Annotated in this window: 12 protein-coding genes; all 12 read left to right on the top strand. The window is 64.7% G+C overall.

The genetic code is table 11. The annotated features are described in order from the left end of the window. Positions 1-19: 19 nt before the first annotated feature. The gene (locus Q4543_RS19525; protein ID WP_303441090.1) at positions 20-1,684 is read left to right on the top strand and encodes a terminase gpA endonuclease subunit; all 1,665 of its coding nucleotides are present in this window, start codon (positions 20-22) and stop codon (positions 1,682-1,684) included. After that, a complete protein-coding gene (locus Q4543_RS19520) occupies positions 1,675-1,881 on the top strand; it encodes a phage head-tail joining protein (protein ID WP_111549512.1) in 207 nt (68 codons plus the stop codon). Before Q4543_RS19525 ends, Q4543_RS19520 begins: the two co-directional genes overlap by 10 nt. A 2-nt stretch (positions 1,882-1,883) precedes the next feature. Then, positions 1,884-3,440 (top strand): phage portal protein, encoded by a 1,557-nt coding sequence (locus tag Q4543_RS19515; protein ID WP_303441084.1) that lies wholly within the window; start codon positions 1,884-1,886, stop codon positions 3,438-3,440. After that, on the top strand, positions 3,427-5,436 hold the full coding sequence (locus Q4543_RS19510) for a prohead protease/major capsid protein fusion protein (protein WP_303441082.1): 2,010 nt from the start codon (positions 3,427-3,429) through the stop codon (positions 5,434-5,436). Before Q4543_RS19515 ends, Q4543_RS19510 begins: the two co-directional genes overlap by 14 nt. Before the next feature lie 74 nt (positions 5,437-5,510). Beyond that, positions 5,511-5,846, top strand: a complete 336-nt coding sequence (locus tag Q4543_RS19505; protein WP_216005239.1) for a DUF2190 family protein — start codon at positions 5,511-5,513, stop codon at positions 5,844-5,846. A gap of 2 nt (positions 5,847-5,848) precedes the next feature. Next, entirely contained in the window at positions 5,849-6,163 is a 315-nt protein-coding gene (locus Q4543_RS19500) for a hypothetical protein (RefSeq protein ID WP_216005240.1), read from the top strand. A 17-nt stretch (positions 6,164-6,180) separates the two neighbouring features. Continuing rightward, entirely contained in the window at positions 6,181-6,387 is a 207-nt protein-coding gene (locus Q4543_RS19495; protein ID WP_216005241.1) for a hypothetical protein, read from the top strand. Then, a complete protein-coding gene (locus tag Q4543_RS19490) occupies positions 6,384-7,055 on the top strand; it encodes a DUF6441 family protein (protein WP_303441079.1) in 672 nt (223 codons plus the stop codon). Before Q4543_RS19495 ends, Q4543_RS19490 begins: the two co-directional genes overlap by 4 nt. Then, a complete protein-coding gene (locus Q4543_RS19485) occupies positions 7,055-7,489 on the top strand; it encodes a hypothetical protein (protein WP_303441077.1) in 435 nt (144 codons plus the stop codon). The genes Q4543_RS19490 and Q4543_RS19485 overlap by 1 nt, the downstream gene beginning before the upstream one ends. 4 nt (positions 7,490-7,493) lie before the next feature. Next, positions 7,494-8,465, top strand: coding sequence for a phage tail tube protein (locus Q4543_RS19480; RefSeq protein ID WP_303441075.1), 972 nt, complete (start codon positions 7,494-7,496; stop codon positions 8,463-8,465). Next, on the top strand, positions 8,465-8,926 hold the full coding sequence (locus tag Q4543_RS19475) for a hypothetical protein (RefSeq protein ID WP_216002581.1): 462 nt from the start codon (positions 8,465-8,467) through the stop codon (positions 8,924-8,926). The genes Q4543_RS19480 and Q4543_RS19475 overlap by 1 nt, the downstream gene beginning before the upstream one ends. Positions 8,927-9,233: 307 nt before the next feature. Next, on the top strand, positions 9,234-13,133 hold the full coding sequence (locus Q4543_RS19470) for a phage tail tape measure protein (RefSeq protein WP_303441053.1): 3,900 nt from the start codon (positions 9,234-9,236) through the stop codon (positions 13,131-13,133). Positions 13,134-13,156: the final 23 nt, after the last annotated feature.

The following is a 13,156-nucleotide window of genomic DNA, read 5'->3' as shown; positions in this document are numbered from 1 at the left end:
CGTCACACCCGGCCGCGCGCTGCGCTACGCCGGGGGCTCCGCGCGCGGCCTCCTACACCAAGCGTTGGGACACTACCAGGACGCCAAGTTCAATCAGGAGACGTTGAACCGCAACGGCTCATTGAAAATCACCTCGGCGGGCTCGCCGGATGACCTCGCAGGCACGTCGCGCCGCCTTGTTGTGCTGGATGACCTCGCAAAGTTCGAGATGACGCCGAAGGGGGATCCGGAGGCGTTGGCAGGAAGCCGGGCATCGGGGTTCGAGGATGCCAAGATCTTGCGGGTCAGCACACCGCAGATTGCGGGAACATGCCGGATCAGCAAGGCATATGACCGAGGCGACCGGCGCTTGTACTTTGTGCCGTGCCCGCATTGCGGGCATCGCGCGCCACTGACCTGGGAGAACTTTCTGCGCAACCTCGACCCCGAGCGTTTGCATGCCGCGTGCTTCAGCTGCGACGACTGCGGCGGGGTCATAGGTCACGCGGACAAAGAGCGGATCGTCGGCGCGGGGCAATGGGTGCCGCAGAACAAGGCCGGGGACCACCCCAGCTTTCACTTGTGGCGGGCCTACGCGCCGCAGCGCGACTGGGCATCGATCGGTGTCGAATACGCGCGCGTGATGGGCTGGGCCAGTGTCTCGGTCTCGGGCGAAACCGAGGAAGCGATCCGCGAACAGGTCGAGGCCGGAACAGAGCAAACGTTCTGGAACGATGTTTTGGGATTGCCGTTCCAGCAAGCCAACAAAGGCCCCGATTGGGAAAAGCTGCGCGATCGGGTCGAACATGCGGCCGAAGATGATCAGCGCCCGCGGGGCATCGTGCCGGCGCGGGGCGTGATCCTGACGGCGGGCGTCGATTGCCAGCTGGATCGCACCGAGGTGCATGTCGTTGCGTTTGGCCCGGACAATCGGCGCTGGTCAGTCGATTACATGGTGATCCCGCATCACATCGGGGATCAAGAGGGGCGCGAGGCGCTGGATGCGGTCCTCAAAACGACCTGGCGCACCGAGCGGGGCCTGCGCCTGCAGCTCGACATGATGGCCATCGATGTCGGTACCTACACGGACGATGTCTGGGCCTTCGGCAAGCGGCATCCGTGGAGCCGCGTGATCCTGGTCAAGGGGGCTACCAGCCAGACTGGCCCGGTGCTGCTGCCAATGAAGTTCGAGCGGCGCTCCGACGGGAAGGCAAAGCGGCGTCAAAAGCGCGCGTTCATGCTGAACGTCAGCCAAATGAAGGCCGATTTCTACGGCTGGCTGGGCAAGGATGATCCTGTTGAGCGCGGCTTTGTCCATTTCCCGGTCGGAATGGGCGATGAGTATTTCCGGCAGATCACCTCTGAGGTGCGCGTGCTGAAGCGTGGTCGTACCGGCGTGGTCACCAGCTCGTGGGAACTGGCCGAGACGACGCGCCGGAACGAAGGCCTCGACACGATGATTTACGCCGAGGCTGCGGCTCGCCGGAAGGGCTGGACCTCGATGACGGCAGAACAGTGGGCGCTGTTGGATGCGGAGCGCTCTGCAGCACCGGCTGACGCCCAGCCGGATCTGTTCGATGCAGAGGCCGCAGTGCCGATCAGGCCCGCACCCCCGGCAGAGACGCCGAAGAAACCTGAACCTAAACCCCGTGCGACAGCACCGGGCGACGATTGGCTGGGAGGCCGAGGAAGCGGATGGCAGTGAATTACGACAGCGCAATCGAGGCGCTTGAGACCGCCATGGCCTCGGGCACGCTCGAAGTCGAGTATGATGGCAAGCGGGTGAAGTATCGCAGCCAGACAGAGCTGCTGTCCGCGTTGTCCTATTTCCGATCGCAAAAACGCGCGCAGGCAGGTGTGCCTGCCGTGGGCGTGTCGATCGGCGCGGTGTATCGCAGCTGAACATGGCAAACATTCTGACGCATATCGCCCCGGCCTTCACGGCCCGGAGGGCAGAGGCGCGCCTGCGTGTCGCCCAAGCGGAACTGAACATGGCTGCGGTCGCGAAGCAGGCCGAGCTGGTGCAGTCCTATGATGCCGCGCGCGTCGGTGGCCGTATGTCAGGCTGGGCCCGTCCGCACACATCGGCCACGACCGAACTGCAGGGCGCGCTGCCATTCCTGCGCGCCTCGGCTCGTGACCTTGTGCGCAATTCGCCCCACGCGAGCCGCGCGGTGCGCGTGCTGTCGACGCATATCGCCGGAACCGGGGTTCGCCCTCGTGCCAAGCCGGTCAGCCAAGACAAGGATGCGCGCGAGGCTGTGTCGCGCATCACCCGCGACCAGTGGGAACGCTTTGTCGAGAACGTCGATCCCGAAGGCCAGATCGATTTCTTTGGTCAGCAGCGGCTGCTGATGCGCGCTGTGGTCGAGGGTGGCGAGGCGTTGCGGATCTGGACACCGGTTGCACAGGATGGGCGGCTGTTCTGGCGCGCGACGATTGTCGAGGGCGATCTGCTGGACCACCAGAAGACAGAAATGCTGTCGGACGGCGGGCGCATTGTGCAGGGGGTCGAGTTCGACGCTACCGGGCGTCGGGTGGCGTATCACATGCACCGCTGGCATCCCGGTGAGCGGTATCTGCCGGGCGGGTTCACCTTTGACCTGCGGCGCGTCCCTGCGGCCTTTGTCGATCATGTCTTTGAGGTTCTTCGCCCCGGTCAGGTGCGCGGCGTGTCCTGGATGGCACCGTCAGCAACCACGCTGCGGGACACCGAGGATCTGGCCGAGGCCGAGATCGTTCGAAAGAAGCTGGAAGCCTGTATTTCGATGGTGGTCACGAACGCCAACGATGACGGCGACCCGAGCGGTGTTCCAGCGTTGGCCGGTGCGGAGGATGACAGCGGCGCACCCCTGCGGTCGGCATCGGGCGCACCGATCGAGCGAATGCAGCCCGGCATGGTTCTGCAGGCCCGTCCGGGTTGGGGTGTTGAGTTCAATGCCCCGCCGGCCAGCGAGGGGCTGGCCGAACACATGCGTGAGCGCCTGCATGCGATCGCGGCTGGTATCGGCACCACCTATTTTCAGATGACCGGCGATTTGAGCCAGGCGAACTATTCCTCGATGCGGGGCGGTGAGCTTGAGTTTGGGCGGCTGGTCGAGATCTGGCAGGCGGATCTGATGATCACCCAAAGCGGACGCCCGGCGTGGCGACGGGTGATGGATGCGGCGCGCGTGAATGGTGACCTGCGATTGCCGTTCTCGCCCGTGGCGCAGTGGACTCCGCCAAAGCGCCCGTGGGTCGACCCGCAGAAAGACGCAGCCGCTGCAATCATGCAGATCAACGCGAACCTGATTTCTCCGCAGGAGGTCATCGAGCGCACCGGCCAGACCCCGGAAGAACTGATCGAAGAGCTGCGCGCCTGGCAGGAGATGCTGGCGGATGCCGGGATCTCCGTCGGCACCGCGCCGGAGGCGTCACCCGCGCCGCAGACAAAAGGAACAGACGATGCCGCAGACTGACCAGACCACGACACAGGCCCCCGCAGCGCCGCCACCGCGCACGGCCCCGCGCCAGCTGGTGCAGGGTGCGCGGCTGCAAACACTCGATGAAGCCGCGCGCACGGTCGAGGTCGTGTTCTCGACCGGCGACCTCGTTCACCACTGGGTCAACCACAATGACGTTGTGCAGCGGATGCCAACCCGGATCTTGCTTGAGGAGGGAGCGGGTGATCTGGCGCACCTTATCGAGCAAGGGTCCGTGCTGGATTCCCACATGGAATGGGGATCGCGCTCGGTCATCGGGTCGATCGAGGACGCATGGATCGAGCAGGGCGCGGCCAAGGCTCGTCTCCGCTTTTCGTCGGTCGAAGAGGTCGAGCCGATCTGGCAGCGTGTGGTCGAAGGCACCCTGCGCAATGTCAGCGTAGGTTTCGAGCCCGTAGAGCAAGAAGTCCGGATCGAACAGGGCGCAGACGGGGAGCGCACCGAGGTGATGTATTTCACCCAGTGGCGTCCGTTCGAGATCTCGGTCGTGCCACGCGGCGCGGATCGTGGCGCCCGGATGCAGTCCGCCCAACCCCAAGAACTCAGCCCGCCTGGCGCCACAACGGCCCCGATCGAAGAAACCACCGAGGCGGCGCCAGCCGCAAACCATCAGCAGGAGGCAAACATGCCCACCCCCATCACTGGCGCCGTCACGCAGGCGCAGCCCCCGGTCGATCAGGCCGCCATCCGTCAGCAGGCCGCGCAGGATGAACGCGCCCGCATCGCGGAGATCCGTCAGGCCGCAACCCAGCTTGGCACCACCGACACGCTGGTGCAGAGCGCCATCGATGACGGCACCACCATCGACGCATTCCGTGCCCAGGCCATCGAAGCCTTCGCCCAGGCGGGGCAGTCCGCCACCGCAGGCGTGGGCGGGCCGCGCGCCAGCGTCACGCAGGACGCGACTGAGCGCTTCCGTCAGGGTGCCGCCGAAGGCCTGATGGCCCGTGCTGGCATGGAAGGTGGCCAGCGCAACGAGTTCACCGGCATGACGCTGGCCGAGCTTGCGCGTCAATCGCTGACCGTTGCGGGCGTTCGCGCCCCGTCCGATCGTCGTGACATGGTCGGCCAAGCCTTCGTGCAGTCGGGCGCGCATTCGACCAGCGATTTTGCGAATGTGCTGGCCAACGTGGCGCACAAGGCCGCGCTGCGCGGTTGGAATGAGGCCGAGGAAACGTTCCAGATGTGGACGCGCACCGGCACCCTGACCGATTTCAAGGCAACCAAGCGCGTCGGCCTTGGCCTGGCTGAAAGTCTGCCCGAAGTGGCCGAAGGTGGCGAATACACCTATGGCACCATCGGCGACCGTGGCGAGATGATCACCTTGGCGACTTACGGCAAGATGCTGAAGATCACCCGTCAGGCGATCATCAACGACGATCTGGCGCTGTTCTCGACCCTGCCGGGCAAGATGGGCCGTGCGGCCAAGCGCACCATCGGCAACCTCGCCTATGCCATTCTGACCGGCAACCCGACCATGTCGGACGGCACTGCGCTGTTCCACGCCGATCACAACAACCTTGCGGCCTCGGGCGCTGTGCCGTCGATCACCACCATGGCGGCGGGCAAGACCGCGATGCGGACTCAAAAGGAAAGCGCGACCGGCCCGGCGCTGAACATCACGCCGAAATACATGATCGTGCCCGCTGCGCTGGAAGTCGCCGCGGCTCAGCTGCTGCAATCCGCTGTCGATCCGACCGCCAACAAGGGGCACGCATCGAACCCCGTGGCCGGTATGGCGCAGCTGATCGTTGATGGACGTCTCGACGCGGCGTCGGCGACCGGCTGGTATCTGGCCGCGGACCCGAACGCCTATGACACGATCGAGGTGGCCTACCTTGACGGCGTCCAGGAGCCCTACCTCGAAGAAAAGACCGCATGGTCGACCGACGGTGTCGAGCTGAAGGTCCGCATCGATGCCGGTGTCGCACCGCTGGATCACCGCACGCTCTACAAAAACGCTGGCTCCTGATCCGGCGTTTGGCAAGCGGGCCCGGCGCTGGCCGGGTGCGCACCCATCTTTCCCCCTTCTCGGAGAACTGAGATATGAAAAACTATGTTCAGGACGGCGACAGCGTCACCGTTCCCGCCCCCCGTGCTCTGGCATCCGGTGCCGGTGCGCTTGTCGGTTCGCTGTTCGGCGTGGCCGTGACTGCCGCAGAGTCCGGTGCCGATGTGGTGCTCAAGACCACGGGCGTCATTGCTATCGACAAGGCGCCGTCGCAGGCGTGGACGGTCGGTGCCAAGGTGTATTGGGATGATACCAATTACCGCATGACCACCGCCGCCTCGGGCAACACTCTGGTTGGTGTTGCGCTTGCGACCGTTGGTGGTGGCGCGACCGAAACCACTGGGCGCGTCCGCCTGAACGGGTCGTTTTAAACGTGACCGCCTTTTCCGCCGCCATGCTGACCCTGTTCGCGAATGGCGACCTGGCGGTGGATGCGATCTGGACGCCGGTGGCGACCGGCGTTCCGGTCGATTGCCGCGCCGTGCGAAGATCACCGGATCAGGTGGCCGAGTTCCAGGGCGTCCGGATGCACGTCTCGACAGACCTGTTCGATGTTCGCCAATCGCAGGTGCCGAACCCGCGTCCAGGCGATGCCTTCGCCTGTGGCGGCGACAGCTTTGTCATTCAAAGCGAGCCAGAGGCCGATGCCGAGCGCCTGATCTGGACGCTCGACGTTCGCCCCGCCTGACCTCGAAGGAGATTTCCATGCCCCGCAAGATCCCTGCCTCGACCGCAGTCGAGATCGAAACCTGCATGACTGCCGAGGTCATCGCCGCGCCGGGCCGCAAGCGCGTGTTCCCTGCTGGATGGGCCGGAAAGGTGTCGGATTCGGTCGCTGACCAACTGCGAGGACAGGGCGCGCTGGTCGATACGGATCTTGGATCCGAACCGGAAGCCGTGGCCGAAGAATGAACCGTTTGCGCATCGACGCAGCACTTGATGGTGATCTGCAGCGGTTCATGCAGGATGAATTGTCGACTGCTGAAAAGGCTGTGACGGCGGGCGTCCGCAAGACGGGCGCACGACTGAAGGCCGCACTGCGTCAGGATGTGATCACGGGCGGGTTGGGCCCGCGGCTTGCGCGCAGCTGGCAGGCGCAGAACTATCCTCGATCAGGCGCTTCGCTCGACGCTGCTGCGGTGGTGAAGACAAAGGCGGAAAAGCTGATCTCGGCCTTCGATGAGGGCAGCGAAATCCAATCATCCGAAGGGTTCTTTCTTGCAATCCCTACGCCGTCAGCCCCAAAAACCGGGGCCGGTCGCAAGCGGATCACGCCGTCAAATTTCCCTGAACATCGTTATGGGCCGCTGCGCTTTGTCTATGTGCGCGGCGGGACCTCGTTGCTCGTCGTTGACAACCAGCGGGCCAAGAAAGGTGGCGGCTACGCGCCGTCGCGCAGCAAGCGGGCACTGCGGACGGGGTACGGGCTGCACACGGTGCCGATGTTCTGGCTGGTGCCCCGTGCGCGTCTGCGGCGACGTCTGAACGTCAGATCAGTCACAGCAGGGGCGGTGGCAGGCCTGCCACGCGATATTGATAAGGCGTTCCAGCTACAGCCCCAAAGGCGGGGGCTTCGCTGATGCCCAGCCCACATGAAGCCCCCGTTTTGGCGCTGTTGACTGCGATTGCCGGTCATGTCGCCAGCGTGATGCGCGAACACGACCTGCCCATCGCCTGCCCAGACCAAGGATTGATCAATCTGGTACCCGGAGATCCGCAGGAAGAAGGCGTGCGTCTTGGCGCCATGGCGCGCGAGTGGGTGCGCGAGATCGACTGCGAACTTGTCGTGCATGGCGCGACGGCTGCCGCGCGGGCCGATGCGCTGGATGCCGCCCTGGTGTCGCTGTCGACGCTTGTGCTGGCCGACCGTCAGCTTGGCGGCGCGGTCGACTGGATCGAGGTTGGCGCGCCGCAGCAGACAGAAGCAGTGCCCATGCAGGGCGCCGAGACCCTGGCGGGGGCGGTTCTGCCCGTGACCATTTTTTACGAAACCACCGACAACCCCATGGAGTGACCCGATGCCCAATGCACGCGGAGATCGCGCGAAACTGTTTTCGCGCCGCCAGACCACCTTCGGCACGGCGGAAAGCGCCGGCGCCGGTGCCTTCTACACGCTGCCATTCTACAGCTACAACGTGACGCCCTCAGGCGAGTTGTCGAACGATGAGGCAATCCGCGGGGATTCCTTCCCTGGTGATGCGGTTCACGGCCTGCGCAATCTGGCGGGGGCGCTGGTTGTCCCGATGGGGTTGGACAGCATCGGCTGGTGGCTGGCGCAGTTGCTGGGCCTGCCCACGACCACCGGGACCGGGCCCTATACCCATGCGTTTGTGGCGGCGGCAAACCCTGGCATCTTGTTGGCCACGCACGGCATCACCCACAACGATCTGTCGACGCATTTCACGCAGGACAGTTTGGCCGCGCAGTCGATCGAAATCACAGGCGCGAAGAATGGCCAGCGGCAGCGCGTGACGCTGAACATGGTGGGCCGCGAAGAGATCAAGGCTGGCACCACGCTCGACACATCGCCGGTAGCGTTCGCCGATGATCCGGTTCCTGTCGGGTTCCAAGGATTGCTCAGCATCGACGGCAGTGAGGCTGCCGGGGTGACGCAGGCCAACCTGACGCTCGCCACGGGGCGCGAGGCGGACCAAGAAGCGATGAATGGCCTTGCCACGGCGTCCGACATCCAGCCGGGCATGTGGGACCTGTCGGGCAGCCTGACCGCCCGCTTCCGCGATACCGGGCTCTATGATGCGGCCTCGGCAGGAACGGCGATCGCGCTGTCTCTGGCGTGGCAGATCTCGGCCAACTACAGCCTTACCATTGCGCTGCCGTCCGTGACGCTTGAGCGCACCGGCATCCCGATCGAGGGCCGGGACGTGATCTCGTCCAGCTTCAATTGGCGTGCCAACCGGCCTGCCACCGGGGATGAGCTGATCGAGGTGACCCTGATCAACGCCACGTCCGATTACGCGAACGCCAGCTGATGGCGTTGCGGCTTGTACGGGCGCTGTCGGGGCCGCGCCGGATCGAACTGGGCTACGGGGTCGCGGTGTCGTACCGTGCCTTCGGCTACGCCGACCTGCGCGAGGCGGAGGCTACGGCCCACCGCCTTGCGCGTGAGACCATGCCAGAGCGGCTGGCGTTTGCCGCCGCGTTGCACGACGACGAAGATCTAGGGCCAGAGCACGATGAGGGCCGGCGCGGTCAATTTGCGCGACACCTGGTCAAGTTGCTGTTGCTGCGGTTCGGCACCGGCTGGGAAGGGGTCGAGGTCGATGATGGCCGCGCCGCTCCGATGACCGAAGACACCCTTGATGCTTTCTTGTCGCTTTTTCCGGGGGTGGCTTCGGTGCTGCATGTGCGCCTGCTAGAACCTTGGGCTGAATTGGAAGCGGAGGGAAACGTCTCCGCGCGCTCGCCGCATACCGCTACGGCGGAGGCCTGAGTCACTGCGCAGACTGCCGGGCCACGCCCGGCTACGCCTGCGCGCGGTTCGGGGGCGAGGGCGCATGCCCTGAAGACACTCACGCGCCACACAGCTTTGAGGGCCGGGCCATTTCGGTTGCAGGTCGTGAGCTGTTCCACCAGCGCCGTATTGGCGGCGCCGGATATGCCGGGCTCGATATGCCCGCCTGCCTTGCCTTGTTGGGCGCGCAGGGAGTTCCAACCAACATCGCCGCGCTGCTGCTGCCCCATTGGGAAAGCGGTCTGCTTGAGGCCGCAGCAAAGCAGCGCGAACAGGACAGGACGAAATGAGCAGATCCACCCGCGACTATAAGATCCGCCTGTCGGCATCGGGAAAGCAACAGCTGGAAGCCGATCTGCGCGCCCTAGGTGCGTCGGGTGAAAAGAGCCTGAAGCGCATCCAGACTGCCACACGCCCCGCCAGCGCGGGGCTGCGCGAGACGGATCTGGCGGCGCGGCAGCTTCGCGGTGGTCTTGCGGCCGTTTCCGCTGAGTTGCCTGCGCTTGGGCGATTGGCAACCTTCATGGGGGGAGCCGCCCTGGTTGGCGGGCTTGCGGCATTCGGGCGGGGCTCGCTTGATGCCGGTCGGCAGTTCCAGGCGATGATGCAGCGTGTCGAGGCCGCGACGCAGGCGAGCCAAGACGATCTCGACCGCCTTGGCGGTGCGGCGAAACGTCTTGGCGAAACCACTGCGTTCAGCGCGATGCAGGCGGCGGAAGCGATCGAGGTTCTGGCCAAAAATGGGGTTTCGGTCTCTGCCATTCTTGGCGGTGCCCTCGACAGTTCGGTGATGCTGGCCAGCGCATTGGGGTCAGAGGTCGCGCCTGCGGCGGATCTTGTCACCGATGTGATGCAGCAGTTCGGTCTGACCGCTGATCGCCTTCCGGATATTGTCGATCGACTGGCTGGCGCAGCCTTCACCAGCAAGTTTGGCTTTGACGATCTGCGTCTGGCGATCGCGCAAGCGGGCGGCGTGGCCGGATCGACCGGCGTCGAGATTGAAGATTTCCTGACCACCTTGTCAGCGACCGCAGCAAGCTTTGCGTCTGGTTCCGACGCCGGGACGTCATACAAGACGTTTCTGCAGCGTTTGGTCCCTGAGTCCGCAAAGGCGGCGGGCGTGATGAAGCGCCTCGGGCTGGAGTTCTTCGATGCCAATGGCAACATGAAGGACATGGCGTCGATTGCGCAGGAGCTTCAGGACGGGCTTGCCGGGCTGGATGATGCGTCAAAGCTCGATGCCTTAAAATCCGTGTTTGGCACCGATGCGATCCGGACGGCTGCATCGCTGGCCGAACAGGGCGCGGCAGGGTTTCGGGATCTGGCATCGGCCATTGGCGAAGTGTCGGCGCAAGAGCAGGCCGAGGTGCGCCTGCGCGGGCTTGATGGCGCACTGAAAGAACTGGCGGCGGCGTGGGAGGCATTGCAGCTTGAGGCCGCGCAGAGCGGCGGTCTGGAAGTCGCTGAAAAGTTCACGCGCCGTCTGACCGAGGCGCTGCGCTATCTGACCGAGAATTTCGCGGAGGTCGAAGAGATCGCCGAGCGCGTCGGTCAGGCTCTGACGGTGTACCTAGCCTTGAAGGGAATGGGGCTCGTCATAGCCAAGGGCGTGGCAATGCGCGCCGCGATGATTGAGCTAGCGACTTCCGTTGCCGTTACTGGCACAGCGGCGGGCCGGGCCGTTGGGCCGCTGACGCGGCTTGGCGTGGCCGCGCGTGTGTTGACCGGCATTATGGGCGGGCCTCTGTCCTTGGCGATCACGGCGGCGTCTTTGGTTGCATTCGGGATCGACACCGATGTTGCAGCGGATGCCGTGGACCGTGCCGATACAGCCGCCACGAAAGCCACCGATGCGCTGGACGCGTACCAGGAGGCGTCTAAGCGGGCGGCTGAAGAACAAAAGGGTCTGGGCGGGGCCGTATCCGAAGCTACCCAAGCCATGCTTACCCAATCGAGGGCCGCGCTTGCGCAGTCGATTGAGGATGCCGAACGCGAGCTGCGCCGTGCGCAAAAAAGCATGAGTGGCGCATTTTTCGATGGCGACGGATTTGACGATTTCGCGGCTCGATACCGCATTTTGTTCCGCACGAATTTGCAAACAGGTTTGCCTGAGGGCCCTAGGAACCGTTTTCTAACCGACCTTGCGGAGATGGCGGATCAGGCATCCCGCATGGAGGTGTCCGGGCAAGAGTTTTGGGCTGCATTCACGAAGGTTCAGGGCGTTGGCTCGGGCGTTGAGGAAATTCGCAACGGGTTGGAGGAAATCCTTGCGGCAACCGGGGAGCTTTCAGACAGCGATGCTTTGAAAGGGGTCCGTGACGTCGCTGCCGCGACTGGCCTCTTTGCGGAGCAGATAAACGAAATCGACATGGCGGAGGGGGAGGCTGAAATCCGTTCAGCCTACGGCTCTCTCTTGGAAGTCATGGATGAGGCGATCATCGCCGGGCGTCAACTTCGTCAGGAGCAGCTGGAGGGCTTCAGGGCGAACGCAGAGGGGCTGGCGGCGGCGGAAGAGGACGTCGTAGGGCTTCGCGAGCGCGAGAAAGAGCTACTTGAAACTAGCCGCGACATAGCCGCCGAACGGCCTTTTGACGAGACGGCCGACAGCGCCAAGGACGCTGCCGACGAGATCGACCGTCTGAAACGCACTTACGAGCAGTATCAGCAGGGCCGTTCCGGGTCCGACAGCCGGGCCTTTGGCGTTGGCGCCACTGCTGCCGCGAAGAGTGGCCTGCGTGACCTGATCGGATACGCTGAAGGCACGGACAAGGGGCGCAAATACAACGAGACGCTGGACTATGGCCGCTGGACCGGCGGCGATGTGAACCTCGTTGCAATGTCGCTGAGCGATGTTCTGGCCCTTCAGGATCAGATGCGCACGCCAGAGAACCGTGCGATGTACGGGGATGGCGCTGGCTCTTCTGCCGTCGGTCGCTACCAGATCGTGTCATCGACGCTGCGCAGCCTGATGGATGAGATGGGGCTGACGGGGTCCGAACTGTTTTCCCCCGGCCTTCAGGATCAGATGGCGGACCGGTTGATTGACCGGCGCGGCCGGGATCCGAGTTCGTTGCGGCAGGAGTGGCAGGGCCTGAACAGGGTGGATGACATCTCGATTCTCGGGGCCTTCGATCAAGGCGCCGGCGATCGCGCGACGGCCGCCGCCGAGCGTGACCAGCAGGCCGCCGCTGCCGCCGAGGAGCGCGCCAGCACGCTGCGGGATCTGATCGCGGTTGGCGAGCAGCAGCTTGATCAGCTCCGGTTCGAGGCGGCTCTGACCGGGCAGTCGGTCGAGGACATCGCCCGCCTGACGTTTCAGCGAGACGCTTTGAACCGGGCAAAGCAGGCCGGTCTTGATCTTGACCAGGTGGTGACCTCCGATGGGCAGACCTTGCGTCAGACGATCGACGAGCAGGCCGCAGCCTGGGGGCGGCTCGCCGCCGCGCAGGACGAGGCCAGCCGCTCTGGCGAGAGCGCACAGGCGACCCAGCAAGCTCTTGATGAGGAGCTGCAACAGTACAAGCAGAGCGTGAGCAGCCTGATGGACAACCTGAAGCCCGGGAACGGCGGCATCGAGGCATTCTGGGAGGATCTGCGCAGCAGGGTTATCGACACGCTCTGGTCGATGGCGACGGACCCGGTCTGGGACATGATTGCGGAGCAGTTGCAAGGCCTTGTTTCGGGCGTTGACGGCAGCGGAGGGTTCCTGTCGACGCTGATCTCGGGGGTCTTCGGCGGCGGGACGTCCGGGGACGCTTCTGTTGATGTGCCGAAGCGCGCCGCGGGCGGTGGGTTTGATGATGTGGGCCGCGCCACGGGTCTTCTCGATGGGCATGGGGGCAAGCGGCAGGACAATCTTCTGGCCCTGGTCTCCCGAGGCGAGTTCATGCAGCCGGCGTCGGCCGTGGATTTCTACGGCGAGTCCTTCATGGAAGACATTCGCAACCGTCGTATCCCGAAGTTTTCAGATGGTGGCTCGATTGGCGGAGCGTCTTCAGGGGCGGCGTCTGACGGGCGGGGGCAGGGTGGTCTGCAGCTGTCCGGCGGTGATCTGACGCTTACCGACGATGGCCGGATCATGGCGCGCGTGCGGGTTGAGCAGGCGCAGTCTGCCGCAGGTATTGCGCGCGCGACCAGCAGAAACTTCACCAAGCGCGCGGCGCAGCAGCGGGAGCGGGGGGTATGAACCGGACAATCGTCACCCTGCCG

The sequence above is a fragment of the Salipiger sp. 1_MG-2023 genome, assembly GCF_030547555.1.
Classification (GTDB): Bacteria; Pseudomonadota; Alphaproteobacteria; order Rhodobacterales; family Rhodobacteraceae; genus Salipiger.
The sequence above is the reverse complement of the archived record's forward strand: the minus strand, read 5'-3'. Positions and strand labels throughout refer to the sequence as shown.

What these genes read in the sequence shown, in the direction of transcription:
- Q4543_RS19520 (WP_111549512.1), top strand. Translation starts at nt 1,675, where the DNA reads ATGGCAGTGAATTACGACAGCGCAATCGAGGCGCTTGAGACCGCCATG.
- Q4543_RS19515 (WP_303441084.1), top strand. Translation starts at nt 1,884, where the DNA reads ATGGCAAACATTCTGACGCATATCGCCCCGGCCTTCACGGCCCGGAGG.
- Q4543_RS19510 (WP_303441082.1), top strand. Translation starts at nt 3,427, where the DNA reads ATGCCGCAGACTGACCAGACCACGACACAGGCCCCCGCAGCGCCGCCA.
- Q4543_RS19505 (WP_216005239.1), top strand. Translation starts at nt 5,511, where the DNA reads ATGAAAAACTATGTTCAGGACGGCGACAGCGTCACCGTTCCCGCCCCC.
- Q4543_RS19495 (WP_216005241.1), top strand. Translation starts at nt 6,181, where the DNA reads ATGCCCCGCAAGATCCCTGCCTCGACCGCAGTCGAGATCGAAACCTGC.
- Q4543_RS19490 (WP_303441079.1), top strand. Translation starts at nt 6,384, where the DNA reads ATGAACCGTTTGCGCATCGACGCAGCACTTGATGGTGATCTGCAGCGG.
- Q4543_RS19485 (WP_303441077.1), top strand. Translation starts at nt 7,055, where the DNA reads ATGCCCAGCCCACATGAAGCCCCCGTTTTGGCGCTGTTGACTGCGATT.
- Q4543_RS19480 (WP_303441075.1), top strand. Translation starts at nt 7,494, where the DNA reads ATGCCCAATGCACGCGGAGATCGCGCGAAACTGTTTTCGCGCCGCCAG.
- Q4543_RS19475 (WP_216002581.1), top strand. Translation starts at nt 8,465, where the DNA reads ATGGCGTTGCGGCTTGTACGGGCGCTGTCGGGGCCGCGCCGGATCGAA.
- Q4543_RS19470 (WP_303441053.1), top strand. Translation starts at nt 9,234, where the DNA reads ATGAGCAGATCCACCCGCGACTATAAGATCCGCCTGTCGGCATCGGGA.